The 26,391-nt window shown below is 68.0% G+C and carries 19 protein-coding genes and 5 pseudogenes; 13 read left to right on the top strand and 11 right to left on the bottom strand.

All coding sequences use genetic code 11. The features are described from left to right. Nucleotides 1-13: 13 nt before the first annotated feature. Nucleotides 14-2,869: a helix-turn-helix transcriptional regulator gene (locus GA0070608_RS20275; protein WP_218107532.1), complete on the bottom strand. Its 2,856-nt coding sequence runs from the start codon at nt 2,867-2,869 to the stop codon at nt 14-16. 92 nt (nt 2,870-2,961) lie between these two features. On the opposite strand from GA0070608_RS20275, the gene GA0070608_RS20280 reads away from it, so the two are divergent. Both GA0070608_RS20280 and GA0070608_RS20285 read left to right on the top strand, forming a co-directional pair. Then, a complete protein-coding gene (locus tag GA0070608_RS20280; RefSeq protein ID WP_091630144.1) occupies nt 2,962-6,471 on the top strand; it encodes a M28 family peptidase in 3,510 nt (1,169 codons plus the stop codon). A gap of 326 nt (nt 6,472-6,797) precedes the next feature. Continuing rightward, nucleotides 6,798-8,087, top strand: coding sequence for an IS256 family transposase (locus tag GA0070608_RS20285; RefSeq protein ID WP_091630145.1), 1,290 nt, complete (start codon nt 6,798-6,800; stop codon nt 8,085-8,087). 666 nt (nt 8,088-8,753) lie between these two features. Here GA0070608_RS20285 and GA0070608_RS33060 read toward each other — a convergent pair. Continuing rightward, nucleotides 8,754-9,551, bottom strand: a pseudogene (locus GA0070608_RS33060) (recombinase family protein); the annotation flags it as partial. After that, nucleotides 9,479-9,883 (bottom strand): annotated as a pseudogene (locus GA0070608_RS33530) (recombinase family protein); the annotation flags it as partial. The pseudogenes GA0070608_RS33060 and GA0070608_RS33530, both read right to left, overlap by 73 nt. A 168-nt stretch (nt 9,884-10,051) precedes the next feature. Here GA0070608_RS33530 and GA0070608_RS33535 point away from each other — a divergent pair. Together GA0070608_RS33535 and GA0070608_RS20300 are read left to right on the top strand one after the other, a co-directional pair. Next, nucleotides 10,052-10,234 (top strand): annotated as a pseudogene (locus GA0070608_RS33535) (transposase); the annotation flags it as partial. Between the two features lie 232 nt (nt 10,235-10,466). Beyond that, a complete protein-coding gene (locus GA0070608_RS20300) occupies nt 10,467-11,021 on the top strand; it encodes a 2'-5' RNA ligase family protein (RefSeq protein WP_245715850.1) in 555 nt (184 codons plus the stop codon). Between the two features lie 154 nt (nt 11,022-11,175). On the opposite strand, the gene GA0070608_RS20305 is transcribed toward GA0070608_RS20300, so the two are convergent. After that, on the bottom strand, nt 11,176-11,673 hold the full coding sequence (locus GA0070608_RS20305; RefSeq protein WP_091630147.1) for a DUF4913 domain-containing protein: 498 nt from the start codon (nt 11,671-11,673) through the stop codon (nt 11,176-11,178). Next, entirely contained in the window at nt 11,670-12,962 is a 1,293-nt protein-coding gene (locus GA0070608_RS20310; protein WP_245715851.1) for a type IV secretory system conjugative DNA transfer family protein, read from the bottom strand. Before GA0070608_RS20310 ends, GA0070608_RS20305 begins: the two co-directional genes overlap by 4 nt. On the opposite strand from GA0070608_RS20310, the gene GA0070608_RS20315 reads away from it, so the two are divergent. The 3 genes from GA0070608_RS20315 to GA0070608_RS20325 are packed head-to-tail and all read left to right on the top strand — an operon-like array spanning nt 12,961 to nt 14,061. Then, nucleotides 12,961-13,335 (top strand): hypothetical protein, encoded by a 375-nt coding sequence (locus tag GA0070608_RS20315; protein WP_218107533.1) that lies wholly within the window; start codon nt 12,961-12,963, stop codon nt 13,333-13,335. The genes GA0070608_RS20310 and GA0070608_RS20315 overlap by 2 nt on opposite strands. Nucleotides 13,336-13,378: 43 nt before the next feature. After that, a complete protein-coding gene (locus tag GA0070608_RS20320) occupies nt 13,379-13,594 on the top strand; it encodes an Arm DNA-binding domain-containing protein (protein WP_141719505.1) in 216 nt (71 codons plus the stop codon). 11 nt (nt 13,595-13,605) lie between these two features. Beyond that, nucleotides 13,606-14,061: a hypothetical protein gene (locus GA0070608_RS20325; protein ID WP_176733771.1), complete on the top strand. Its 456-nt coding sequence runs from the start codon at nt 13,606-13,608 to the stop codon at nt 14,059-14,061. A 508-nt stretch (nt 14,062-14,569) separates the two neighbouring features. Here the strand turns inward: GA0070608_RS20325 and GA0070608_RS32730 are convergent. The 3 genes from GA0070608_RS32730 to GA0070608_RS20340 all read right to left on the bottom strand — a co-directional run bounded on the left by GA0070608_RS32730 (nt 14,570) and on the right by GA0070608_RS20340 (nt 18,132). Beyond that, entirely contained in the window at nt 14,570-15,163 is a 594-nt protein-coding gene (locus GA0070608_RS32730) for a CHAP domain-containing protein (protein WP_176733772.1), read from the bottom strand. Nucleotides 15,164-15,670: 507 nt separating this feature from the next. Next, entirely contained in the window at nt 15,671-16,714 is a 1,044-nt protein-coding gene (locus GA0070608_RS20335; protein WP_141719507.1) for a helix-turn-helix domain-containing protein, read from the bottom strand. 731 nt (nt 16,715-17,445) lie between these two features. Continuing rightward, nucleotides 17,446-18,132, bottom strand: coding sequence for a CU044_5270 family protein (locus tag GA0070608_RS20340; protein ID WP_245715852.1), 687 nt, complete (start codon nt 18,130-18,132; stop codon nt 17,446-17,448). A 1,353-nt stretch (nt 18,133-19,485) separates the two neighbouring features. Between GA0070608_RS20340 and GA0070608_RS20345 the strand changes: the two genes are divergently transcribed. Continuing rightward, nucleotides 19,486-20,013: a hypothetical protein gene (locus GA0070608_RS20345; RefSeq protein WP_141719508.1), complete on the top strand. Its 528-nt coding sequence runs from the start codon at nt 19,486-19,488 to the stop codon at nt 20,011-20,013. Nucleotides 20,014-20,067: 54 nt separating this feature from the next. Here GA0070608_RS20345 and GA0070608_RS20350 read toward each other — a convergent pair whose 3' ends face one another. Next, the gene (locus GA0070608_RS20350; RefSeq protein WP_091630153.1) at nt 20,068-20,424 is read right to left on the bottom strand and encodes a hypothetical protein; all 357 of its coding nucleotides are present in this window, start codon (nt 20,422-20,424) and stop codon (nt 20,068-20,070) included. Nucleotides 20,425-20,450: 26 nt separating this feature from the next. Here GA0070608_RS20350 and GA0070608_RS32165 point away from each other — a divergent pair, with 26 nt between their 5' ends. Both GA0070608_RS32165 and GA0070608_RS20355 read left to right on the top strand, forming a co-directional pair. Beyond that, nucleotides 20,451-20,984 carry a hypothetical protein gene (locus tag GA0070608_RS32165; protein ID WP_141719509.1) on the top strand — a complete coding sequence of 178 codons (534 nt, stop codon included), beginning with the start codon at nt 20,451-20,453 and terminating at the stop codon, nt 20,982-20,984. Between the two features lie 34 nt (nt 20,985-21,018). Then, nucleotides 21,019-21,498, top strand: a complete 480-nt coding sequence (locus GA0070608_RS20355) for a hypothetical protein (protein ID WP_091630154.1) — start codon at nt 21,019-21,021, stop codon at nt 21,496-21,498. Nucleotides 21,499-21,992: 494 nt separating this feature from the next. Here GA0070608_RS20355 and GA0070608_RS20365 read toward each other — a convergent pair. Further along, a pseudogene (locus tag GA0070608_RS20365) lies at nt 21,993-23,166 on the bottom strand (IS3 family transposase). Between the two features lie 20 nt (nt 23,167-23,186). On the opposite strand from GA0070608_RS20365, the pseudogene GA0070608_RS20370 reads away from it, so the two are divergent. The 3 genes and pseudogenes from GA0070608_RS20370 to GA0070608_RS33990 form a co-directional block, all read left to right on the top strand. Then, nucleotides 23,187-23,753 (top strand): annotated as a pseudogene (locus tag GA0070608_RS20370) (transposase); the annotation flags it as partial. A 292-nt stretch (nt 23,754-24,045) separates the two neighbouring features. Next, entirely contained in the window at nt 24,046-24,747 is a 702-nt protein-coding gene (locus tag GA0070608_RS20375) for a S1 family peptidase (protein WP_091630155.1), read from the top strand. A gap of 146 nt (nt 24,748-24,893) precedes the next feature. After that, nucleotides 24,894-25,022 (top strand): hypothetical protein, encoded by a 129-nt coding sequence (locus GA0070608_RS33990; protein WP_281186136.1) that lies wholly within the window; start codon nt 24,894-24,896, stop codon nt 25,020-25,022. A 329-nt stretch (nt 25,023-25,351) separates the two neighbouring features. Here GA0070608_RS33990 and GA0070608_RS20385 read toward each other — a convergent pair whose 3' ends face one another. Continuing rightward, nucleotides 25,352-26,389, bottom strand: a complete 1,038-nt coding sequence (locus GA0070608_RS20385) for a hypothetical protein (RefSeq protein ID WP_218107534.1) — start codon at nt 26,387-26,389, stop codon at nt 25,352-25,354. Nucleotides 26,390-26,391 lie beyond the last annotated feature (2 nt).

Raw genomic sequence — 26,391 nt, forward strand, 5'->3', positions numbered from 1 at the left:
TGAGACAGGGTCGTTATTTGTGCAGTCCCGGACGCAGGGTTTCTGCCGGCGCTGCCGTCAGGGCTGCAAGGTGCGCGAGTTGGATGCGGGAGTGGATGCCGAGCTTCCGGTAGACACGGGTGAGGTGTGCTTCGACTGTCTTGACACTGATGGTGAGGGCGGTGGCGATGTCGCGGTTGCTCGCTCCGCTGGCGGCGAACTCGACGCAGCGCTGTTCGGCGGAGGTGAGGCGGGGGAGCGTACTGCCGTGCGCGGGGACGGGCTCCAGTTGGTGGAGGGTGCGGGTGGCGGCTTCGATCCAGGGGTGTGCCTGGTGCGTGCTGAAGAGGTCGGCGGCGCTCTGCGCCGCGGTGCGGGCGCTGGCGCGTCGGCGTCCGCGCCGTTCGGTTTGACTGAGGGCCAGCAGGGTTCGACCACGTTCGATGGGTAGGTGGCGGAGGCGGTCGGCTGCGGCGGCGAGGCGGTCGGCGGCCGCATCGTAGTTGCCCAGGGTGGCTTCCAGGAGTGCCTGGGAGCGGTCGAGCGCGGGGAGGACGCAGCTTCTACCTAGATCAGTCGCGGTGCGACGGGTGTCGGTCAGCAGCTTGCGGGCTTGGTCGAGGTAGCCGAGGGAGATGAGAGATTGGGCGAGGTCGGCGTGCCAGCGCAGGATGGACGGGTCGCGGACCTGCTGGTGCTTTTCAAGTGCACGGACCTCTTCCAGCGCCTCCAGGGCTTCTTTCGGACGCCCGGTGACCAGGAGAAGATGCCCGAGGACGAAGAGGTTTCGGGAGAGGAAGACCTTGTTGTCCTCTCGGCGGGAGGTGTCCGCCCCGCGGCGTGCGTGAGCGAGGGCGGAGTCGGTGCACGAGGCGGTGCCCTCGACTAGGGCGGAGGTGTAGCAGGCCGGTGCGGGGTCCAAGGCGGCTCTGTCGGTAAGCGACAGGGCGCGGCCGGCGTAGTTGAGGGCCAGTCCGCACCGTCCGGCGCGTATCTCAACTTCGGCGAGGCTGCGCAGGACATCCACGGTGCCTTCGGCGTCTCCGGTCCGCTCGGCTTCGACGAGCAGGGGCAGCAGTGCGCTGCGGGCTTCGTCCAGACGGTCGTCGAAGATGGCGTGCCGGGCGGAGAGCTGTTCCGGTCTGGCGTTGAGGGGGATGTGAGGGCTGCGTGGCAGGGACAGGGCGTGGCCGAGCGTGGTGTCGGCTTGGGGGCGGCCGAGGATGCGTTGGATGCGTGCCTGCATCGTGAGGGCCATGGCGGTGGTGGCTGTGTCGCCAGCGTTCCGGGCGAGACTGGCGGCCCGGGCGGCCTGGGCGCATGCCCGGTCGGGATCGCCGTTGACGTTGGCCCAGATCGCCTGGCGGACGAGGATCTGCGCGGTCAGGTCCGGATGTTCGGCCGCTTCGTGAAGTGCGTCGGCGAACAGCTTGTCGCCGTTGTACAGGTGCTGTCCGCCTGAGTCGATCAGGGTGATGAGGGCGTTGACGCGGTTGGCGGGGCTGCTGTCGTGGTTCAGGACGAGGCGGACGGCAGCCTGGCCGCGGGGCAGGTCGCCGTTGTGGGCGGCGTCGCGTACGGCGGTCAGCGCCCGTTCGGTGAGCAGGTCGGCGTCGGCTTCCGGGGTGCGTTCGGCGGCGAGCAGGGAGAGCTCGGCCGCTAGTGCGGGTTCTCCGCGCAGCCGGGCGCGGTCGGCGGCGCGGTCGGCGCAGTCGGCCGACTGCGGGTCGTTGGTGTCGGCCGCCAGCGTGGTGTGACGGTCGCGGCGGATGCTGTCGCGGCTGGCTTCGGCCAGGCGGGCGTGCAGGAGCCTGCGTGTGGCGACTGGCGGTCGGGCCGCGAGTTCGGCGCCGATCGCGGCGGCGGCGAACCGGATCTTCCCGTCGACCTGCCCGATGTTGATCAGTCCGGCTGCCTCGGCCTCGGCCAGGAGGTTTTCGGCGGGCGGGCCGGCGAGGCGGCTCAGCAGTTCGCGGTCGGGCCGGTCGTCGAGTGCGGCGACCGTCAACAGTTCCTGAACTTCGGCCGACACAGTGCCCAGCCATCCGTTCACCAGTCGGCGGGCGGCCGGCGGTAGGACCAGGTCGTCTACGAGACCCTGAGCGGCCGGCAGGTCGGTGGTGAGGCCGCAGGCCCCGGCGAATGCGAGGGCTAGGGCCGGGTTCCCTCCACTGCGGATGTGGGCCTGCGTGACCTGGTAGGGGGTTAGCCGGTACGGCGACAGCAGGGTCGCGACCTGATCGGGTGTCAGCGCCGGGATGCGGACCGCGCACGGGTCCTCGCCGCACCAGTGGCCTTCGCTCCCCGGGCGCCAGGTTCGCTCTGCGGCTATGACGGGAAGGTCGGGAGCCAGACGCAGTGCCCAACGCAAGACGGCCGCGCTGGCCGTATCCAGCCACTGGGCGTTGTCCACCACCAGTGTCAGAGGCGGGGTGTCCAGCAGCAGGGTGGCGGTCAACCGGCGCAGCCGTAGAGCGGTCCCGGCGGGATCGGCAGAGCCCGGCACTCCAACGGCCTTGTCGATCCCGGTCGCGAGTTCCCGCGCGGCCGGCAGCGGTTGGAGGGCCAGTGCGAGTTCGAGCAGCCCGGTGTAGGGGACCCGGGCGTCCTGCGGGCTTGGAGCCAGCTTTAGGACAGGCAAGCCCAGCTGCTGCCCGAGTACACCGGCCGCAGCGGTCTTGCCGATCCCGGGCGGACCGAACAGCACCACCCGACGGGCGCCGTGGACGACGCCCGGTACCACCGGCAGCATGGTGCCGGTGGCCCCCTGATGCGCATTCACTGCCGTTGCAGAATCTGGCACCGGGTCATAGTGCGCCCGACGGGCCTTCGCGCACCAGAGCAAGGGGTTGCCCTGATTTCGGCCAGCCTCCGCCGTTCCTAGTGTCATCGCCAAAGCCGAGCTGTCACCGGTTGCCGGAGATCCCATCAACACGGGCCCTGCTGCCACACCCCTCAACCCATCTCGGCGGGAGGATTGCGATGTATCGAAGAACTGCCGTGGCGGCCGCTGTCGCGGTTGCGCTTACCCTGGGCACCGTGACTGGGGTGGCCACCCAGTCGACCGCAGCCACCCCGCCCCCTACACCGACGGTGGCGCAGAGCCCGCTGTCGCTGGCGATCTCTGCAGCCGACCGCGCCGCCGACGGCGGTCACGACGCGCTGGCGAAAGGCCCCTTCGAGCAGTACGACCGTCGCATGGTGATCCCGTGGGTGGACGGCCTGTTCTCCATTGCCTACGAGCGCACCTACCGGGGCCTGCCGGTGGTCGGCGGCGACGCCGCCGTGCTCGCCGACGCCCGGGGCGCCATCCGGGCGATCTCGGCCGCCACCAAGACGAAGATCAACGTCTCCGTCGTGCCGACGGTCGCCGCCGACCGCGCCGAGCAGACCGCCAAGGGCCTGCTCACCAAGGTCGACCGGGTCGAGTCGCGCACCCTCGTGGTGCACGTCAAGGACAGCACCGCGCGACTCGCGTGGGAGGTCGTCGTCGCCGGGCGCACCGCCTCGGCGCCCAGCCACCTGCATGTCTTCGTGGACGCGCGCAACGGCCAGGTGCTGGCCAAGCAGGAGGACGCCGCGGCCGGTTCCGGCACCGGCAAGTGGAACGGGCCCAGCCCACTGTCGATCACCACGTCGCAGTCGGGCAGCACGTACTACCTGCGCGACACCACGCGCACCGGCCTGAACTGCCAGGACTACAGCACCAGCACCGTCTTCTCCGGCGCCGACGACAGCTGGGGCAACGGAGTGGGCACAAGCAAGGAGACCGGCTGCGTCGACGCACTGTACTCGGCGCAGAAGGAATGGGAGATGCTGTCGGCCTGGCTGGGCCGCAACGGGCACAACGGCAACGGCGGCAGCTGGCCGATCAAGGTCGGCCTGAACGAGCAGAACGCCTACTGGGACGGCTCGACGATCACGATCGGCAAGAACTCGACGGGCAACTGGATCTCCTCGATGGATGTGGTGGGTCACGAGTTCGGCCACGGCATGGACCAGAACACCCCCGGCGGCACCAGCTCCGAAGCCGGCCTCGGCGAAGCCACCGGCGACATCTTCGGCGCGCTGACCGAGGCATACGCCAACCAGTCCAGCGCCTACGACGAACCCGACTACCTGGTCGGTGAGGAAATCGACCTCGTCGGCGACGGCCCGATCCGCAACATGTACGACCCGTCGCTGGTCGGCGGCCACCCGAACTGTTACTCCTCGTCGATTCCCAACACCGAGGTACACGCGGCCGCAGGTCCGCTCAACCACTGGTTCTACCTGCTCGCCGAGGGCAGCGCGCCAGGCGGCGGCAAGCCGAACAGCCCCATCTGCTCGGGCGGCCCGTCGTCGGTCACCGGCGTGGGCATCCAGTCCGCCGGAAAGATCTTCTACGGCGGCATGCTGCTGAAGACCTCCGGCATGACCCACAAGAAGTACCGCACCGCGACCCTGACCGCCGCGAAGAACCTGGACTCCTCGTGCGTCCTGTTCAACCGGACCAAGGACGCGTGGAACGCGGTCGCGGTCCCGGCCCAGACCGGCGACCCGACCTGCACCGGTTCCAGCACCGACTTCTCCGTCTCGGTCAGCCCCACCTCGGGCAGCGTCAACGCGGGCTCCTCGGTCACCGCGACGGTCAACACCGCGACCGTCTCCGGCAGCGCGCAGACCGTGTCGCTGACCTCCTCGGGTGCCCCGTCGGGGGTCACCGTGTCGTTCAGCCCGACGTCGGTGACGTCGGGCAACAGCTCCACGATGACGGTGGCGACCACCTCCAGTGCGGCTGCGGGCACGTACACCATCACCGTGACCGGCACCGGTTCGGTCACCCACACCGCGCAGTACACGCTCACGGTCAACGGCGGCACCCCCGGTGGCACCGCGCCGGACATCGACGTCGCCAACGTGCAGGCGCACCTGACACAGCTCAGCACCATCGCCACCAACAACGGCGGCACCCGCCGCTCGACCGGCCAGGGCTACCTGCAGTCGGTGGCGTACGTCAAGGGCAAGCTGCAGGCCGCCGGCTTCACTGTCACCGAGCAGCCCTGCACCTCCGGCTGCACCAGCGGTGCAGGCCCGAACCTGATCGCCGAGTGGCCGGGCGGTAACGCGAGCGACGTCTATATGTTCGGCGCCCACCTGGACGGCGTCTCGGTCGGTCCGGGCATCAACGACAACGGCTCCGGCTCGGCGGCGCTGCTCGAGGTCGCCCTCGCGCTGGCCGCGCAGAACCCGACCATGCTGAACAAGGTCCGCTTTGGCTGGTGGACCGACGAGGAACAGGGCCTCAACGGCTCCAAGTTCTACGTCAACTCGCTGACCAGTACCCAGCGAACGGCGATCAAGGCCTACTACAACTTCGACATGATTGCGTCGAAGAACGGCGGCTACTTCATCAACAACATCACCTCGACCGCGTCGCAGCCGATGAAGGCGTACTGGGACTCCCTCAGCCTGCAGCCGGAGGAGAACGTCGAGGGCCAGGGCCGTTCCGACGACTACTCGTTCCAGAACGCGGGCATCCCGACCTCCGGTTACGCGATGGGCGCCAGCGCCACCAAGACGTCGGCCCAGGCGTCGAAGTGGGGCGGCACGGCCGGTCAGTCCTACGACTCCTGCTATCACTCCTCGTGCGACACCCTCAGCAACATTGACGCCACCGCGCTGAACCGGGCTGCCGACGGCATCGCCTACACGCTGTGGAACCGGGCGGTCGGCACCTCGACGCCGACCAACGACTTCTCGATCTCGGCCAGCCCCTCGTCGGGCACCGTGAACGCGGGGTCCAGCACCACGACCACCGTCGGGACCGTCACCACCTCGGGCAGCGCCCAGACGGTGACCCTGACCGCCAGCGGCGCCCCCACGGGCGTAACGGTCTCGTTCAGCCCGTCGTCGGTGACCTCCGGCAGCTCGTCGACCGCCACCATCGCGGTCGGCTCGTCGGTGGCCGGCGGCACCTACACCATCACCATCACCGGCACGGGGTCGGTGTCGCACAGCACCACGTACACGCTGACCGTGCCCGGCGGACCGGGCGGCTGTACCGCCGCCCAGCTGATCGTCAACGGAGGGTTCGAGAGGGGCACCTCGCCGTGGACCGGCTCCACCGGCGCGATCGGCACCTCTATCGGGCAGGTGCCGCGCAGCGGCACCCGGTACGCGTGGCTCGGCGGTTACGGCTACACCGCGACCGAGGCCATCAGCCAGACCGTCACCATCCCGTCGGGCTGCACCAGTGCGGTGCTGACCTACTGGCTGCACATCGACACGAACGAGTACGGGGCGCTCGCCTACGACGTGTTCACGATCAAGGCCAACGGCACCACCGTGGCGTCGCTGTCCAACATGAACGCTGCCACGGGCTACACGCAGCGCACCGTCAACCTCGGCGCGTACGCCGGCCAGACGGTCACGCTGACCTTCACCGGCACCGAGGACGCCTACCTGCAGACCAGCTTCGTGCTGGACGACGTGACCCTGCAGATCGGCTGAGTTCAACGGCAGGGTGGGGCGCTCGCCCCACCCTGCCGCAGGTCCTACGCCTGCGACTGCCGCAGCTCGACTGGCCAGAACCGGCGAGGGCCGAGGACATCCGCGCGGTCGCGCCGGCGGCACGCCGGGAGCTGGGCCTCGACGACGGACCGGTGCCGCACATGGTGCGGCTGCTGGAGGCACACGGGGTGATCGTGTTGTCCCTGCCGGACGCCTCCGAACGGGTCGACGCGTTCTCAGAGGCCGGTCCGGAGACGGGTCTGTGGATCTAACGGTGTTTCCGGCCTGACCCATCGGGCGTTGTGCCTGGTGAGGAGGGTTCCGTGATGACCGCGACACTGAACGACCAGACCGGACGGAAGAGGCAGCCGGAGCCGTCGGCGGAGGCGAAGGCCGCCGCCGAGTTGGTCCGGGCGGCGAAGGAACAAGGGCTGTCGCTGACCGGCCCGGACGGGCTGCTGAAGCAGTTGACCAAGACGGTCTTGGAGACCGCGTTGAACGAGGAGATGACCGAGCACCTCGGCTACGAGAAACATGACCAGGCCAACGCCGGGTCGTCGGGCAACATCCGTAACGGCACCAGGTCGAAGACGGTGTTGACCGACACGACCGGGCCGGTGCAGATCGATGTGCCGCGGGACCGGGCTGGCACGTTCGAGCCGCAGATCGTGCGGAAGCGGCAACGGCGCCTGTCGGGGGTCGACGAGGTCGTGTTGTCGCTGTATGCCAAAGGCCTCACGACCGGGGAGATCTCGGCCCACTTCGCGGAGATCTACGGGGCGTCGGTGTCGAAGGAGACGATCTCCCGGATCACCGACAAGGTGATCGAGGAGATGACCGACTGGTCGCATCGGCCCCTGGACGAGATTTATGCGGCGGTGTTCATCGACGCCATCGTGGTCAAGGTCCGCGACGGGCAGGTCGCGAACCGGCCCTTCTACGCCGCGATCGGGGTCACCCTCGACGGGGAGAAGGACATCCTCGGCCTGTGGGCCGGCACCGGTGGAGAGGGTGCGAAGTTCTGGATGAGCGTGCTGACCGACCTGCGTAACCGGGGCGTCAAGGACGTGTTCTTCCTCGTCTGCGACGGGTTGAAAGGGCTGCCCGAGGTCGTGACGAACGTGTGGCCGCAGACGGTGGTGCAGACCTGCATCATCCACCTGATCCGTAACACGTTCCGGCTGACGTCGCGCAGGTACTGGGATGAGTTGAAGCGGGACATCAAGCCGATCTACACCGCCGTCAACGCTGACGCGGCCAGAGCAGCGTTCGACGACCTGGCCGAGAAGTGGGGCGGGCGGTATCCGGCAGTGATCCGGTTGTGGGACAACGCGTGGGCGGAGTTCATCCCGTTCCTCGACTACGACCTGGAGATCCGCACCGTCATCTGCTCGACCAACGCGATCGAGTCGTTGAACGCCCGCTACCGGCGGGCCGTGAAGGCCCGCGGCCACTTCCCGAACGAGCTGGCCGCGTTGAAGTGTCTGTACCTGGTAACTAGGTCCCTGGACCCTACCGGAGCAGGACGAACCCGATGGACGATGCGCTGGAAACCCGCGTTGAACGCCTTCGCCATCACCTTCAGCGACCGCTTCCCAGCCGCTGAAACCTACTAACCAAGATCGCCGGAAACACCGTTGGCGAGACAGGCCCGGCTCGCTCAGCTCCATGGTTGTTATAGGATTACGGCATGAGTGCCCATGCTGAGCATGGACGCCGTGAATTTGTGTTTGAATCCCCCCTCGGACACGAACCATTACCCCACGGTGCGCGCTGAGATCCACTGCGGCGCGCACCGTTTGTGTTTCCGGCTGATAGGTGAGCCGGAGCCCGAGTTGCCGGTAGACCTCGGACTTGTCGGCAGTGTCGGCGACGCGGAGCACGGTGGTGATGTCGCCGAGCGCCGTCACCAGGCTCGTGATGTCTGCTCGGCTCATGCGGCGTGGGCTGTTGCCCGCCTTCGCGTGGAGGTCGGCTTCGGCGCGGGCGCGTTCGGTCTGGGTTTGGGTGATCCATTCGGTGACCACGGCCGGGTCGGCGCCAGCGTCGAGGGCTGCTCGGTAGCGCTCCAGCTTGGCGTCGCATTCGGTGATGATTGCCTGGGTTGCCCTGGCAAGATGGGGCGGATGATCCAGGGGTTGGGCGTCGGCCATCGCGGTGATCGTCTGTTCGATGCGGTGGGGTGTGAAGGCGGAGGCCAGCCAGGTGTCGAGCGGATCGGTGAGGGCGTCCTCGCGCAGGTACACGTTGCGGGGATGGTCGACCTGGTTGGCGAGGGCGTACTCCTGGGGGAAGCGGCAGCGGTAGTAGGCGTTGCCGTGGTTGTACTGGCCCTGCATGCGTCGGTCGCAGGCTGCGCAGTAGATCAGGCCGCGGAAGACGTACGGGTTGCGGGTGCGCTGCTTGACGTGTTGACCGCCGGTTCCCCGTCCGCGCCTTTGAAGGATTGTTTGGGCCTGTTCGAAGGTCGCGTCGTCGATGAGTGGTTCGTGGGTGATGTCCTTGGAGACCACCCACTTGTCTCGGGTGTTCCAGCGCATGATGCTGGTGTGGCCCATTGCTACGTCGTTGACGTCGAGTAGCACCTCGTCGGTGCGTTGCTTGTTCCATACTTGTCGCCCGGTGTAGCGGGGGTTGGTGAGGATGACGCGGACGGCGCTCTTGGACCAGGCGATGCCGCTGCGGTGGGGGTTGCGGGCGCGGTCGTGTGCTGACGGGCACGGTACGTGGTTGGCGGTGAGTCCTTCGGCGAGGCGAAGAGGCCGATGCCGGTGAGGAACTCGGCGAAGATCCGCCGGACGATCGGCGCGGTGTGGTCGTCGGGAGTGAGGCCCTTGAGGCGTTTGCCGTCGGCGGCCTTGGCGGGGTTGGGGTGGGGGCCGAGGTCGTGGAGGGTGTAGCCGTAGGGTGGGCGTCCGCCGAGGTAGCGGCCTTCGAGGAGGGTCTGAGCGGTCATGGCGGTACGGACGCGAAGCTTGATCCGGTTGCGTTCGCCCTTGCTCATGCCGCCGAAGACGGACATGACGAGTTCGTGTGCCTCGTTGTCGGGGTCGATGGGGCCGCCGATCTCGGGCACCCAGAGTTCGACGCCGTAGTGGGCGAACAGCGGCACAGTGAGGCCGAACTGGTTGCCGTAGAAGGCACGGTGGGGTTCGCCGACGACGACGGCGGAGTACCCGCGCCGTGGGTCGCGCAGCGCGGCGAGAAGGAGGCTGGCCTGGGTCCGGCGTTGCCATGGGAGGGAGCGGCTCTGGCCGATGTCGAAGTACTCGGTGACGATGCGTCCGCCGTGGGGCTGGATAAGTGCGGTCGCTCGCGTGAGCTGCCAGCTCCGGGACGATTCGGGGTCCTGGTTGTCCTCGGTCGAGACGCGGCCGTAGAAGGCGAAGGGTTTCGGTTGAGGGGCGGTCATCCGTTCTCCTCGGTGACGCGGTGCCGGCCCGGTCAGCTCGCCGGGATCGAGGCGGCCAGCAAGCTGGCACTCAAGTCCCTCGCCACCCGGTACCAGCAGCTCACGGCTGAGATCACCACGCTCGACGCCCAGATCGAGCAGCTCGCCCACCAGGCGGCGCCGCAGCTCATGGCGATCAAGGGCGTCGGAGCCGACACCGCCGGCGCGCTGCTGGCCGCAGCCGGCGACAACCCCGACCGGCTGCACAACGAGTCTGCGTTCGCGCACCTGTGCGGAGTCGCGCCGATCCCGGCCTCGTCCGGCAAGACCAACCGGTACCGGCTCAACCGCGGCGGCAACCGAGACGCCAACCGCGCCCTCTACGTCCTGGCCCTGGGCCGACTCAGCTACGACGGACGCACCCGCGCCTACGCGGCCCGGCGCACGGCCGAGGGCAAGAGCAAACGCGAGATCATCCGCTGCATCAAGCGTTACCTTGCCCGCGAGGTCTTCACAGCCCTCACCGCGGCTCACCGGCCGGCGCCGTGGCCGCAGCGACCAATTCGACAAGCGGCGTCAACAGCCGACCGATACCGAGTGGACCATGACCGGGTCGAAGTCGGAAACTTCAACGATGCCACCCACGCAGACAGCGCTGATCGTGCCCATACCGCAGGCGGAGCAGGCCGTAAGCCGATGGCGGGCGGTGCTCGACAGAGCCGCGAGCTGGGGCGTGCCGGCACACGTCACTGTTCTGTATCCGTTCCTGGCCCCGGAGGAGCTCGATGACGGGGGGCAGAGCACCATCGGCGATGTCGTTGCATCCATCCCCCCGTTCACGGCCGACTTCACGAGCGTGCGGTGGTTCGGCGACACCGTGGTCTGGCTGGCTCCCACTCCTGACGATCCGTTTCGTGCGCTGACCACCGCGGTATGGCGGCGCTTTCCTCAGGCGCCGCCGTACGAAGGGGTGCACACCGACGTCGTGCCGCACTTGACCATTGGCCATGACGCACCGAAACAGGCCTTGATCGAAGCAGCCGATGCGGTCGCCGGGTTCCTGCCGATCCGCGCAACCGTCGACACGGTCCGGCTCATCGCCGGGACGCCGGAACCCAACGGCTGGCACACCATCCGCGACTTCCCCATCGGCGGGTAGCCGCAGCAACCCGGACTTGACCATAGGAGCATCTCCAGCGCTGGCCAGGGGTGGCCCTGCGCGACTGCCAGAGCCGAGATCGTCATCCCGTTCGACCAGCGCTGGGCTTGTTTTGGTCCGGAAAGCTACCGGCAGGATTGCTGATGACGTGGAGTCAGGAGCTGCCAGCGTCGAGGAACTGTGCGAGCACCTCTGATGGTGCCGGCTCGACGGGCAGAGGTTTGGGCTCGGTGTGTTTGTCCGGGCCACAGCGGCTGAACGGCCCGTACTCGGCAGCCAGCGCGGCGAGGTGCGGGTCTAGGTGGTCGCGCCACCAGATGCTCGTTCCGGTCTGTGGGTCGCTGACCCGTAGCGTTTCCCAGGCTCGCCAGAGGGCGTACAGGCGGGAGATCGCCTCGGGGTGCGCCCACCAGCGGGGGCACCAGTTCACCCCGGAGGTTGGCCCGGAGGCGAGGCGCCGCTCGACGACGTGGGCGAGGTAGTCCCCGACGAACGCCTCGACGTTGCGGTAGACCGGCTCCGCCTCAGTGGGCTCGGTGGCCGGCGTCGCGGCCGGCGGCGCAGTGTCGCTCGGGTCGCCGGCGAGTTGGCCGAGCAGGGCACTGAGGTCGGCAACCGGGTCGCCGGCCGGTCCGGGCTGGGGCAGGGTCATGAGGTCGGCTCCGGCGGGGCGTCGGTGGTGAGGGCCCAGTCGGTGCGCTCGTGGGGATCCCAGCGGGCGATCGACACGCGGATCGCCGCCGCGTAGGGGCCGGTCTGCCAGGGGGCGGTGCGGGCGAGCGCGGGCGGGGCGCCGGAGGCGTAGACGACCATCCGGCCCCGGGGCAGGGCGTGCAGATCGGCGACGTCGAGGATGCGCTGGCGGCGGGTGGCGTGCGAGACCGACCGCTGGCCCCACCCGGATCCGCTGCTGCTCGTCGACCTGGTCGTGACGTCGTGCTCACCGATGAGCTTGGACAGTTCCTCCAGCCAGTCGGGGTCGGCGACGCCGCCGCCGTAGGTGCGGACGTTCGCCGCGGACCACAGCTTGCGCATGCCCTCGCGTCCCCACACGTCGACGCCCTGGGGGTAGGACTGGAGGATCGTGATGATGGGCAGGCCGTGGGAGCCGTAGAAGGAGTAGAGGGCCGGGAGCTGGCGTAGCCGGCAGATGTTCGCAGCCTCGTCGAGGACGCTCAGCAGCGGCGGATCCAGGCGCCGGCCGGGGCAGGTGCGGGCCCGCAGCTCGCCGGCACGCAGGACGGCGTCGGTGAGGGCGGCGACCAGCGGGGCGGGGGAGCCGGGTCCGCTCTGGGACAGCAGGTACAGCACGTCGGTGGAGGCGACGAAGGCGGCCGGGTCGAACTCGAGGACCCCGCCGCGCGTGGGTGGGGTGACCCAGGCGGTGACGGTCGGTTCGGTGAGGCACATGAGCATCTTCTGCGCGCCGGCGTAGATGCCGCCTCTCGTCTTGTCGGGCATGTTGACCACCCCGGCGACCGCGTCGGCGGGCAAGTCGTAGCCGTGCTCGCGCAGCAGCTCGGCCGGTTCGTCGTCGCGGGGGCTGACGGCCCACCGGCACGCGGCGAGGATGTCCCGGCCGGACACGGCAGCCGCGAGGAGCAGGTTCGCCACCAGCTCCTCGCTGGAGGAGTCGAAGAAAGCGTCGCGGCTGACGCCGGGCTCACGCTCAGCGGAGGCGAAGTGCTCGCCAAGGCGCCGGGCGTCGGTGATGGTGGCCACGGCACGCAGCGGGTTCCACCACATGCCCTGCTCGGGCCCGAGGATGTGCTGCGGGTCGAACGCCCACACCTGCCCTCGCGTGGCGCGGATGTCGCGGGTGGCGTCGACGATGTCGCCCTTGACGCTGGTGACCAGGGTCGGGCCGGGGGCGGCGACGATGGCGGGGATCGCCCGGCAGGTGGTCTTGCCGGTGCGCGGGCCCCAGATGTCGACGGCCATGTCCTCCCAGGACTGGCGCAGCGGCATTCCGCCGGCGACGGTGTGGGCGGCGCTCTACCTCGACTTCGACAACGTGTTCAGCGGCCTCTACAAGTTGGACCCGGACGTAGCAGTTCACTTCGCCGAGGATCCGGGGGGATGGCTGCACCGGTTGGCGACGACGGCGACGACGGATGGCACGCGGCGCTGGCTGGTCCTGCGCTGCTACCTCAACCCCGCGGGCTGGGTGTACCGCACAGACCTGGGCGAGGAGCAGCCACGGTTGTACTTCTCGAAGTTCCGGCCCTCGTTCGCCGACCGCGGCCATGTTCAACGCCGCCACGGGCAGCTCGGATGGGCCGGGGCGGGTGTACCGGCGGTGTGGCTGCCGTGACGAGGAGACGGGTAAGCAGTTCGGCGCTCGTTGCGAGCGTCTGGTGGACCTCAGCCACGGGCGCTGGTACTTCTCGTTGCAGACCGCCGCTGTTGACGGCGGTCGTGACCGGGTCCGTCGGGGCGGGTTCGCCACCTTGGGCGAGGCGGAACGGGCCTGCCTGGAGTTGACCGGGTTGCCGGGGCCGGAGGCGGTGGCGCGGACGTGGACGGTGCGGCGCTGGCTGCACTTCTGGTTGTCGGAGTTGAAGGCCGGTTGAGGCCCACGACGGTGCTCAACTACCGCAGCATCGTGGACAGGTACCTGATCCCGCACCTGGGCCGCTTCCGGTTGAGCAAGCTGCGCACGAGGACCGTTCAGCGGGCGATGGACGCGGTCTGCCGTCAGGTTGTGCGCGGTGGCCGGCTGATCTCACCGGGAAGCGTGAGCCGGATCCGCGCGGTGCTGCGCAGCGCGTTGTCGGAGGCGAGGCGGCAGGGCATCGTCGGTCACAACCCTGCCCGGAATCTGCGGCTGCCGAATGGGGCACGCCCGCATGCGGTGGTCTGGGACGACGAGCATGAGGCGGTGTGGCGGGAGACCGGCGTGCGTTCACGGGTCGCGGTGTGGGATCTGGACAATCTGACGCGGTTCCTGGAGGCGGTGCGCGACGATCCAACTCCACGACCAGCAGGTGTCGGTGGCACGCCAGGCCCGGACCCGGGAACGCAACCGGATCGCCCGTGACCTGCACGCCCCCCCTGGGCCACCGGCTCCCCCTGATCTCCCTGTACGCGGGCACCCTGAACTCGGCCACCGGAGCCCAGTGGGGCGAGAACGTGGCCCTCCTGAGATCCACGGCGGGTGACGCCATGGCCGACCTCCGGCAGATCCTCGGCGTGCTGCGGCAGGAGGAGGCCGGCGACGAGGTGGGTGTCGCCCAGCCGCTGGGCAATCTGACGCCCTGGTCTACTCGGCGCGGTCCGCCGACCGCTACCCCACTGGTAGATGATCGACCTCCACACCGGGCGCGACCACTCACAGCGCTGGCTTCTGGTACTGGTCAACGCGTGACCTCCTGATGTCGTACACCTGACGGGCCTGTCGCCGACAGGCCCGTCAGGTGCGATGGTCACGCACTCTTTTCACCAGAAGCCTTGGCTATCGATGCTCTTCTAGATAAAAAGATCATCGACCAAGGGCTGTTTCCGTGATCAGTCAGGGGCCCACAAGGCCCTCAGAGTTTCAGAATCGGCTAGACCGGGCGTACGTAGCCGGAGACGTAACGCTTGACGCCGTCGCGGGTGACATACATGGAGCTGGGCTTGCGCCAGCCGAACGCAGTCACCTTGTTGCTGACGTTGCCCTCGACGGTCATGATTTCGCGGCTGGAGCCAGAGCCACGTACGCCGACGACAATTCCGATGTGTCCGGAGTCGGCATAGTGGCCGTAGACGACGGCGTCGCCGATGGCCGGGGTGCCCGACAGACCCGTCCAGCGGCCGTTTTTGTTTGCCCAGGACTTCCAATAGGTGGCCCAGTGTCCCTGAGCGGTTCCGGAACCCTTCATGCTCGGCTTCTTGGTGGCTCCGCCGATGACCCAACAGTAGTTCACGAAGACGCCGCACCATTCGGCTGGCCGTACGATGTTGCCGTTGAGTTTGTAGCGGAGGGGGTAGTTGTTGTTTCCGGTCTCGACTGATCCGACTTCGCTTTCGGCCGTGTTGGAGATCAGGCGGCGGATGTTGTTTGCGTCGGCGAATGAGGGTGTTTCCAGCAGTAGCGGGGCAGTTAGGCCCGCTGCTGCCGCGAGCAGTAGCCTGCGTCGCGAGATATCGGTGTCGGTCATTGGGGGAGCGTATGACTCGGTCGGGGTTTTTGCAAGGAGGCTGCTGGTTGACTCGTAGGTACATAAATGCTGCATCGAAAAGGTGTAAAAGCGGTGCGGCTGCCGTCCCGCGGGCTCGGCAACTGGTACGTCGACTGCTCCGCCACTTACGCGTTCGGCGGGCCGAACGCGGGCACGACTAAGCGGTTCTTCGTCCAAGGGCAGCGATCGGTCCGGGGATTGGATCTGGGACTTCTTCGTCCACGCGCTGCGGTGGTACAGGCGATTACGTCCACGACGATCTCGACGAAGCATTGCTCGCATCCATCTGTCCGCTGCCCCCTCCGGGTTCATGTCGCCTGCCGACGCCGATGCGGCCCACCAGGGCTGCAGCCGATCATGCGCGTCCGCTGCTGATTACCTGTACCGGTTGTCCCTGGGCGAACGGTAGGCCCCGCCCGTGTTCCGAACAGATCCGAACCGTTCGAGACGGACCCGGCCAGCCAGGTCAGGCGAAGTGCTGTGGCTTCAGACAGGGTCGAGCAGGAAGATCTGACCGGAGGCGTTGGCATCGCAGGCGAGCTGGCGGACCGGTGCCCAGTCGTTGGTGGCGCTGTTGGCGACGCCGAGGCACATGTCACTGTGGACCGGCCGGATGCGGTACCCCAAGGCCGGGACGGTAACCGGTTCGAAGCGGAAGTCTTGCCCGCCGCCGGTGTCGCAGAAGCTGTCCGCGACGACCCCGTTGACGTCCCTGGTGGCCTGGTCGACGCCCATGCAGCCCGCTCCGAACCGCGGATGGTCGGTGCGGATACGGAATACCCGGTCGCCCTCGGTCGTGAGCGTCATGGAGGGCATCGCGGCGGCACAGGCAGTCTGGAATAGGTGACCGAGATCGGAGTCGGGACGTTCGGACACGCACAGACCGGTGTGCGCCAGCCGCAGCCGGTACGGTCCGGGGGCGGGCTCGGCAGGCTGCCATACCGAAGCATCGCCGTTTGCCGAAGTGCGCGGGTTCGGGACCTGATGCGAGTCGGGTGGACTGCCAACAGGCAGCAGTACCACCGCCGTTACGGTGGCGACCGCGGCACCGGCAACGAAGCCCAGGGCCGCAGGCGTGAGCCAACCACGTCGCGGTCGCCCACTCGCGACCCGGGTGCCAACCTGCGTCGGTTCCACCGGCGCATCGGCAGCCTCCGGATCGGTGGCGGAGCAAGCCGGCCTGGTTTCCTCGGCCAAGCCGTCAGACTCGGCGTACGCCATGGACGCGTCGCTGTCCCCCGCCTCGCTCACAGCGAGTCGACGTCGAGCGTCGAGCCATCGCGCCACCTCGTCCGGCCCGAGCCCGCAGGCCCGGATCAGCGCCGCGACCGCCTGCTCCCGCGGCAGGGTGGCGCGTCCCAGCATGGCGGCCAGTGTGCTGGCGGGCAGGACCTCGCCCGCGGTGTCGGCCCGGTCGGCGATCTCCCGGTAGGTCAAGCCCGACAGCGTCCGAAGCCGGCGTAGCTGAGCCACATACTCGCCCGGCGTTCGAGCTGTCTCAGGCTGCAGCTCGGTCGGCTGATTCGGCATCACACTCCCCTTTCGGCGCGCCGTTGTCGGCTCCGCCTGAAAACTGACCCCGTGGTTCCGGCTGAATCTAGGGCAGGCGACCCCGCCCGACCCTCAGCGGAGCCCTTGATCGGCATCGGCGGCACACCGCATCTCGTGTGGCGGCGAGGTGATCACGGAAGGGGTCACCCTGCCTGCCTCTACACCTCGTCGCGCAGCGGCGTCGCCTTGTTTCGCTCAGTGACCTGGTCGAGTTTCTGTTGTGCCGCCGCGTCCCCGCGCGTCTACCACCCTGGATGTTCTGACGAGGAAGGACCAATCCTTGACAAAGGTGATCAACTGGAAACGGCGGCGGCTCGGTGCGGTCGTCGAGGTCGGCGGGCCCGGCGGCCACGCCGGGCCCGCTCGTGTGCGGTAACCGAGTGCCCCTCGACGAGGGCCGCCCAGGCTGCTCCGTGGCTGTTCGAGTCCCTTCGGGCGCACCTTCTTGAGTAGGGGAGATAGCCGGCTGGCTATCTCCCCTGAGCCTATTTGCTGGCTGTCGGCCGGACCCAGGTGCTCCGGCTACCTCTCCGGGCGCTGTCCGAGCTTCGACACGACGGCCCGTTGCAGCACCGCGATCGTGCCCAGGACCGTCCCGGCCGGCCCGTCGGCGGTGTCCGCCATGAGATAACTGCGCTCACCGAGGTATTCATACGTCCGTTCATCGAAGATCCACTCCTCGCGCCGGTTCAGTTCGGTGTGCGCGACGGCTATCCCTCGCCGGTCGGCCGCGTCGGTGACTCCCCACGGACCACCTCGACCCCCGGAGTCTTCGCTGCGGCCCGGTAGAGCGCGGCGCTCGTCTGCGGCGGCACCAGAGACTCGCGCAGGATGTCGCCGATCGCGGTGAACGCCGCGCCCTCGCGGCTGTTGCCCCGGCCTCGCTCGTCCCGCTCCCGGTAAAGCTTCGCCAGCAGCTCGTCCGGATCGCTGGGCAGATCGACGACCTCCGCGTTCGGCGTCACGTCCGTGAGCATCGCCCGCTCCGGGATCACACCGATGATCGGCAACTCGACGAACGGCTGCCGGAGCAGGCCGTCACCTCGCTCGTACCGCGGGATCCAGATCTCCCGCTCGCGTACCGGTTGCAGCCGGGCCGGGCCGTCACCCAGCTCGGCGAACGCACCCCGGCTCTTGATGTAGACGTACTCGCCCTCGCCGGACGATGGTCCCGGCTTGTCGGCGGCCGCTGCGGCCATCTGGTTCAGGAACAGCGTCGCGCCACTGTGTTCCCCCTGCTCGACTGTCACGATCAGCGGCGCGCTGTCCGGCGCCCACGGCAGGGCGATCACCCCGGCCACGACCGCGGCGGCCAGCACGCCCACCGTAGGCGCGAGCACCAGCATCCGCCGTGGCCGCAGGACCGGCGGCCGGTGGGGCATCATTCGCTCGTGCATGGCGGCCGGTCCGCCGGCGTTCAGCGTGGCGTTCCGGCCGCAACTGCAGCGGGCACGCTCGAGGTCGTGATGAGCCGTTGGCGCGACATCGAGCGCTGCCTCATCGAGCTGCCGCCCTTTACCTACGCGGCTATCCGGACCAGGATGAGGCAGATCTCGCTGGCCTGACGCTGTCGCGAGCTGATCGTGTGGTGCTCCGGTGGTGCTCGGATGTTCGGCACCTCATCAGTACGGGCGCGACTGTTCCAGCATCGCAGCAGCTCCGCCGGCCACCGACTGCGGCGGGCTGTCGAGTGCAACGCCTGGACCAGCGGAAACGAAAAGCCCTCCGTGTGGACGGAGAGCCGCTGAACCGGTACGTTATTGGACTCTAAGCTTGGGATAGAGATGTTTTGCCCGGTTTCGACTACGGATCAGATGCTTCTGCGGGGCCCGTGGTTGCGGTGGGAGTGCGTGTAATGACTCTGGAATCCTGAGAGCGCTGTTCGCAAGTTGGCCGAGGACGCCGGCATGATCCGTAGATGGGTCCTCCGCACGGCCGACACCTGGCGCTTGCGGCTCCAGCCCACCCGCCCGCGCGGCGACATTAACAGCATGAGCGACCTCGTCGCTGACCGGCAGGCCTGAGCGCGGCGTGGGCGGGCCGAGCGGTGGCGGAAGGGGTTCGGTCATGCCTCGCCGCTTGGTCAGGTCAGTCTCGTGCCGCCCGGTTCGCCGCGTCCGTGGCCTGGGCCTGCGGTGCGCCGCCGGCCGGTGGTGTGGTGAGGCGGCTGATGCCGGGCGGAAACCGGCCAGTTTCTGGCGGAGTAGACCGTGCCGCTAACCGTCTCAGGTATGGCTCTTCAACGGCGCGGACCTGCAGTTGGGCTGAGGCCAGGGCCACGCGGTCGGCTTCACCGACCTGCACCCCGCCGAGGTCTGGTCGGTGGGGCCACTTCTCCAGATCCTGCGCTGCGCGATGTGTGGGCGACCCGTCCGACCACTGGTGGGCTTCTTGCGGCGGCCAACTGGATCCGGGCGCGACCTCCATGGTCAGCGGGTCTTCTTTGTCATGTCCTTTGTGGTGGGCCGGCCGTCTGCCGAACGGAACCGGCCGACGCCGACCCGAAGGCGAATCCCGCACCCGGTTAAACACCCGGCGCAGGCCGTCCGGCACCACCGGCACCACCTCGTCTCGACACAGCACCCGAGCCCACGAATCGATGCCGGCGTCGACGAGGCGATGTACCACCTCGCCCTCGGGCAGCGGCTTTGCCCCGCAGCCGGGGGTAGCGCGCCCACGGCGTGGATCTGTCAGGGACTCGACAGTCACGCCGGCCCCGGACGCACCCCGCGGGCGGCACCATCGATCGGATGCGCACTCGACACAGCATCATTGTCATCGCCATAGCCGCCCTCACCCTGGCCGGCTGCGGCGGCGATACCACTAGCAGCCCCACCGCCCCGGCAGCTCCGGCGTCCACCCCGAGCAGCCCTGCACCAGCGCCCGCCGCCCCCTTGGACGCGAAGACGGTCCTCGCGAAGCTCACCGCGGCGAAGGTCGGCGTCACCGCCGGGGCAGTGCAGGACGAAGACACCGACCCGAACAACCTTCTTGGTCGCCCGAACGGCTACCTGTCGCGGGCATCAGCCGATCTGCCTGGCGGCGACCTGGAATCGGAGAAGTACGGCATCGACCGGGGGCTGGTGATCGAGGTGTTCCCGGCAGCGGCTGACGTGGACCGGCGGTCGCAGTACATCCAGGAGTCGTTGAAGTCGCTGCCGATCCTCGGCACCGAGTACCACTACCGCGCCGACGGGGGCCGGGTGTTGGTGCGGGTGTCGGGGAAGGTGAAGCCGTCGCAGGCGAAGAAGATCGAGGCGGCCGTGGCTGGCCTCTGATCTGAGATCGGGACGCCCCGACTCGGTAGGGCGGGGCGTCCCGCGGCGTGTGGGTCAGTCGACGTGGTTGACGACCATCCGTGCCCGGAAGCTGTCCGCCTCGTCGCCGGCCACGTGCTGCACGTCCTCCACGTGACCGATCAGCACGTCGACCATGTCGCGGAGTCCAGCGACGGCGCCGTACCCGCCCAACTCGACTGGGTGCGGGCCATCGGCCTGCTTCGGGGCCTGCCAGATGTTGCCGATGTGTTCGTATAACATCCGCAGCGCCTGGAGGTGCCCCGCGCGCTGCTCCGGGCTCATCAGCGCGAGGAACCGAGTGTCGTGATCCTCGAACCGTTCGCCGATGTGCGTGGCCGCGTCTTGTAGCTCGTCGTCGGTCATCGGGTTCTCGTCGTAGTCGACACTCATCCGCCTGCCCTTTCCGGTCGTCGTGTATGGAGAGTGCGACCGACATCCGGACGTTTGGGGAGCGCGATCGATCTCTGACCGGCGAGAATTGGCCTGTGTCGAATTCTCGCGCGGCCTCGGCTCACCGGCTCGTCGTCGTCTGGCCGATGCTCCTGACCGCAGGGACGCTCGTGGGCTGCTGGTGGTGGCTACGCGGATACACGATCTTTCGTGATCCGGCCTGCAACTGGCGGCGATGGGCGGGCATCGTCGCGCGGGTGGCGGTACTCGCAGCCGCTTTCTGGGTGGCCAACCTGCCGGGCTCTGTGCGTTGGCTGGGTTTCGCCGTGATCATGCTTTGCGCGGCGCTGGGCTGGCTGGCGTTCCTGCGTCTCAGGGAGGAAGCTCGGCAGGAAGCCCTGCCACGTCAGGCCAGAGTCAGTACGTCATCGCCCCAGGCGAGCCCCGAGCTGGCGGAGCAGATGCGCCGTCTCGTTCTTCAACGCCGCATGAGTCGGCTCAGGTCATCGCTCTTCACTTCGACACCTTCCTGTTCGGCAGCCCGATCACTAGTGCGGTGACGATATACGCACGCCGGCTCTATCGCCCTTTGGGATGCTCATGCAAGACTGGCTCGCGATCATCGATGGCCTGCTCGCGCTATCTTTTCCCGGTAAGAACACGCGGGAGGGGCGCCAGGCCAGCGGACCCGGCTTCCACATGTATGTCCTGCAGGCCAGCCGGGATTTCTGGGATGACCGCAGCGAGGAGATCATCGAGGCAGCCCAGGCGGAAATCGGTACCGCTTTCAAAGCATTAGCGACCGCGCTAACGGCCCGCTGGGGCGAGCCTCAGACAATCAATCTCGAGTCTTATCTCTGGAGTGAGGACCAAGCGTCGGAGCCGATAAACCAGCTTTGTCAGCTCAGTGGTGAGATGTACGTCTGGCGACCGCCGGGTGCAAGTCGGTGGGTTGCACTCGCCGTCGGTCAGGGCGATCCGGAGTTGCCGATTGAGTTGCTCTCGGCGGTCGGTGAGCCGATCCATGGAGCTGATCAGCCACCTCCACACTTTGAGCAGGTCAAGCGGCCCTGACGCGGGAGAACGATCACCAAAAGTATTGTCGCCTACCTGACACGACCCGTGTTCGTGGTGGCGTCGTCGGCGACCATGCGCCCTTGAATGGTGCTCTACACCACGGCCCGATGCCCAATAGCGTCCTCGTCCCCGTCGGCCTGTACTGGATCATCGGCGCGACGATGGTGGTGAGCGCAGCCCTCAACGCCGCCGCCGACGGCTCGGACCGGTTGGCTGCGATTGTGTTCCTCGGAACCGTCGGTGCCGCATGTCTGGTGGCCGCTCTCGGTCTGAACGCCGTTGGGGCCCGGCCGTCGCCCAGGTGGTGGAACAGGCCCGGGCGGCGGGTCTGCAGCTCACCGGCGAGGGCGGGCTGCTTCAGTAGCTGACCAAGCGGGTTCTCGAGGCCGCTCTGGACGGTGAGATCACCGACCATCTGGGCTATGACAAGGGCGACCCAGCAGGGAACAACGGTCAGAAGGGTCTGCTGCACCGATAGGTGACAGTTTCGGTCACGCAGCCTGACTGGCTGGTGGGGTCATGATGGTCTCGTACTCGATAGGGGGCAACCGGGACAGGGATCGTTGGCGTCGGCGGCGGTGGTAGGTCCGTTCGACCCAGGTCACGATCGCGGTCCTCAGCTGCTGCCGGGTCGTCCAGGTTCGGCGGTCAAGGACGTTGTTCTGCAGCAGGCCGAAGAAGGATTCCATGGCGGCGTTGTCGCCGGCGGCGCCGACTCTGCCCATCGACCCGGTCATGTGGTGCTGGTTGAGGGCACGGACGAATTTCCGGCTTCGAAATTGGCTTGCGACCCGCGGTCGGTGTGCAGCACGCAGCCGGCTACGTCACCACGACGGGCTACGGCGTTGTGCAGGGCGTTGACGGCCAGCCTCGATTTCATGCGTGAGTCAATGGAGTAGCCGACGATCCGGTTGGACCACACGTCCTTGATCGCGCACAGGTAGAGCTTGCCCTCGCCGGTGCGGTGTTCGGTGATGTCGGCCAGCCACAACCGGTTCGGGCCGTGGGCGGTGAAGTCGCGGCGCACCAGATCGTCATGCACCGGTGGACCGACCTTGCCGCCCTTGCCCCGACGCTTCTTCTTGCTGAACGCGCTGAACCAGCCCATACCGGAGTAGATCTTCCAGGCGGTGCGCTCGACCATCGGCTGGCCGGCAGCGCGGGCCTCATCGGCCAGGAACCGATATCCGAACTCCGGGTCATCGCGGTGGGCGTCGAACAACGCGTCCGCCCGATACGCCTCAGCCAACTCGGCGTCGGTGACACGGCGGGCAAGCCACCGGTAGTAAGGCTGACGAGCGATCTTCAATACCCGGCACGTCACCGCCACGGGGATCCCGTCGGCGGCCAGCTCACTCACGAGCGGGTAGAGCCTTTTCCCGGCAGATGCGCCTGCGACAAGTACGCCGCAGCCCGACGCAGGACCTCGTTCTCCTGCTCCAACAACCGGATGCGCCTACGCGCCTCGCGCAGCTCCGCCGACTCGGTGCTGGCCGTCCCGGGGGTGGCGCCGGCGTCGATGTCGGCTTGGCGCAGCCACTTGAACAACGTCATCGGGTGCACCCCGAAGTCCTTGGCGATCTGCTCGACCGTCACTCCCGCCTCACGGTCGCGAGCGACACGCACGACGTCATCACGGAACTCTCGGGGGTAAGGCTTGAGCACAGCGACATCCTTCCAGCCCGCCCACAGGGCAAGCCATCTCAGATGTCACCTATCGGTGCAGCAGACCCACCAACGCGCCCCTGAGCACCCAGGGCATCGACGCCGGCAAGAAGATCGTCGGACGCAAACGCGGCATCCTCACCGACATCCTCGGCCTGCTCCTCGCGGTCGTCGTCACCACCGCCAGCACCAGCGACAACACCATCGGCATCGACCTGCTCGACCAGGCTAAAACCACTCATCCACGCCTGGCCAAGACCTGGGTCGACGCCGGCTTCAAGAACAAGGTCATCGAACACGGCGCCACCCTCGGCATCGACGTCGAGGTCGTCACCAAAGACGCCGCCGCCGGCGCGGCCCTGGTCGGCGCGCCGGCCGGCGCGGCCCCACAAGTCAGGGGATTCTCGGTGGTCAAACGACGGTGGGTCGTCGAACGCACCCTCGGCTGGCTCATGCACCACCGACGCCTGGCCCGCGACTACGAAGCCCTACCCGACAACTCCGCCACCATGGTCCGTATCGCCATGATCGACAACCTCACCAAACGCGTCACCGACGAAACCACCCCAACCCGGCGAGACACCTGAAGGCATCATCACTCGCAAAATACGTGAATCAGGCGCCCTCCAGCGGCGCCTGACGCCGTATCCCAGTATATGGGAGCCGGTGAGGCCCGTTTGGCGACCTTCGGCCAGGTGGCGGGTGTTGGCTGCGAGATGCGCAGAGTGAAAGGGGTTGTGCGAACAGTAACAACTCAGTCAAGATCGTTCGACGTCTATATAGGCCGATGGAGGTTTTGTGAACAGGTTGACAGCAGCGTTCAGGGCCACGGGGGAAGGCAGAGGCGCCAGGGTTGGTCGCATAGCACGGGTCGCCGCCATGCTCGCCGCACTGTTGGTCACCATTCCGCTAGCCGCCGGTCCTGCGGCGGCAGCGCCGACCCCGATCGTCGGGGGTGAGAACCAGAGCGACGCCGACGGCCTCGCCGCAGTACTAGTCAACGGCCAGTTCCAGTGCTCCGGGTCGATCGTCGACAACTACTGGGTGCTCACTGCCCGGCACTGCCTCTACAACGGCTCCACCCGGATCCCCGACGGCGACATCAGCGTCCGCGTGAAGAGCATCTGGTGGTACACGGGCGGGGGCGTGGTTAACGTCAGCACCTCCCGGGTGCGCACCAGCCACGACATCGCGATGCTCAAGCTCGACCGGTCGGCGAACGCCGAGCCGGTGCGGCTGCCCACCGCGACGACCACGGTGGGGGCCACCACCTACGCCTTCGGTTGGGGCCGGACCTGCTCGAACTGCGGGGTTGCCGAGGTGGTCCGCCGGGCGACCCAGAACGTGCTCGCCATCAACGGCAACACCGACTATTACGGCGGCCGGGCTGTCCGCACCGACGGCTTGAACGGCGACATGTGCTACGGCGACTCAGGTGGGCCGCTGTTCAAGCTCGTGGACGGCCTGCGGTACCAAGTGGGTGTTCTGTCGACGATCAACACCGGCTGCACCGGCGGCGCCTTCTGGGCGACCGTGCCGGACAGCCGGGACTGGATCCTGAACGTCATGGCGACCGTGTAACCGAGCGCGTGGAGTGGCGGACCGGCCGGATTCCGGCCGGTCCGCCGCCGTTAGTACTCCGGCCGCACCTGGTGGAGTTGGAGTCTTCGCTGGTAGTGGGCTGTTTTGGCGCGGTACTGGTGTCGGCGTCGCCATCGTGACCATCGATGGATGTGGTCGAAGGGTCGGATGATGGTGATCAGGTGTGCCAGGAGACGTCGGACCTCGCCGAGGGCGAGGGGTATGAGGCCGTCATCGGATTCGGCGCCCCCTTTTTTTTGCGTGGGCAGCGGTGACGGCGAGGTAGGCGTGGGCGCACAGAACGAGTGTTATGTGGCGGTACCAGGCGTCGTACCGACGGACCTGATACGTAGCGGTGTGGCCCTATCTGGCGTCGTCGTTGTTCTGATGGTTCAACGGAAGGTGGATCGGCTGAAGGGCGTCCCGATACGAAGTTACTCCCACCTGATGACTCTACGGCCGCATGCGCTACGACCGGGCCCGCAAGAACCTCGACCGGCACCGCAACTACATCCTCGCCGCGTACACGGCCTCCGGGGCATAGCCAGCGCTCACGGCTCTACCGACAGCAGTGCGCCGTGCCGGTTGCCGACGTTTGAAGCGATCACTGCATGGTGGTGGCTGGTGGGTGATCGAACGAGACCGGGCAGCGGAAGATGTACAGGGCATAACTGCGGCCGATGGAGACATCGGTCGGGTTGCGCGGGGCCTCCGCCGGATCTTCCACCGGCCGCCAACTGCCGCCCGACCCGTGCCACTCGCTGGAGTCGGCGGTGAACAGCAGCGTCATCGCGGTGCCGCACTTTGTGCAGTCCATCGGACGCGGGTCGGCCAGTCCCCAGTTCGCGAAGCCGCCCACCTTCCAGCCCGGCGCCAGTGACAGGTCGAACTGATAGTCGATTCCCTCATCGTCGTCGGATTCCTCTCCGGACTCCTCTTCCCAGACGGTGATCTGGGCGGCGAGTTCCTCGGGCAGCAGTTCGGCGTACTGGTACTCGCGGATCTGTTCCGGGTGCACGACGCAGGCAGTCGGCAGATAGGAGTCGTTGACGACGGGGGGTTCGGGAGCCGCGGCCAAGGGCCGGCTGACGTCGGCGCTTCGCCGCCAGTACAGCCGCACCCGCGGGTTGTGGCCCTCCTCGGAGTGGTCCAGCGGGCACCACAGCACCTGCAACAGATCGACGCCGTCCGGGCCGGCGAAGTCGGGAACGTCCCGGCGGTACATCTGCGCCACCGGGACCAGCGGGATCGGCTGGTTCACCATGCTGTGTGGCTCGGAGAAGTCGAGGCCCGGCAACTGCGCCCGCTCCTCGTCCGTCAGGGCGTAACGAGTGCCCGTCGCGTAGGCACGGGCCTGCGCCGCCGCGTAGATCTTCCGGCTGGCGCGGACCGTCGACGGCGTCCGGAGCCGGAACACGTAGTGGGCATCGCCATCTGTGCATACTGGCCAGGCCTCATCGGCCGGCCAGAGCAGCGGGCCACCGACCGAACTGTCGGCGGCCGTCGGCGTACCGGGCCTGGGATGCAGCCGCGTGGCTGTCGCCGAGTGCTTCCTCAACTCGGGGAACTGCTCCGTGATGTCCAGCGGCCGCGGGGGCGTGGTGCGAGTCATTGCCGCTGATCCTACGACCGGATACGACAAAT

This window comes from Micromonospora peucetia, from assembly GCF_900091625.1.
Lineage (GTDB): Bacteria > Actinomycetota > Actinomycetes > Mycobacteriales > Micromonosporaceae > Micromonospora > Micromonospora peucetia.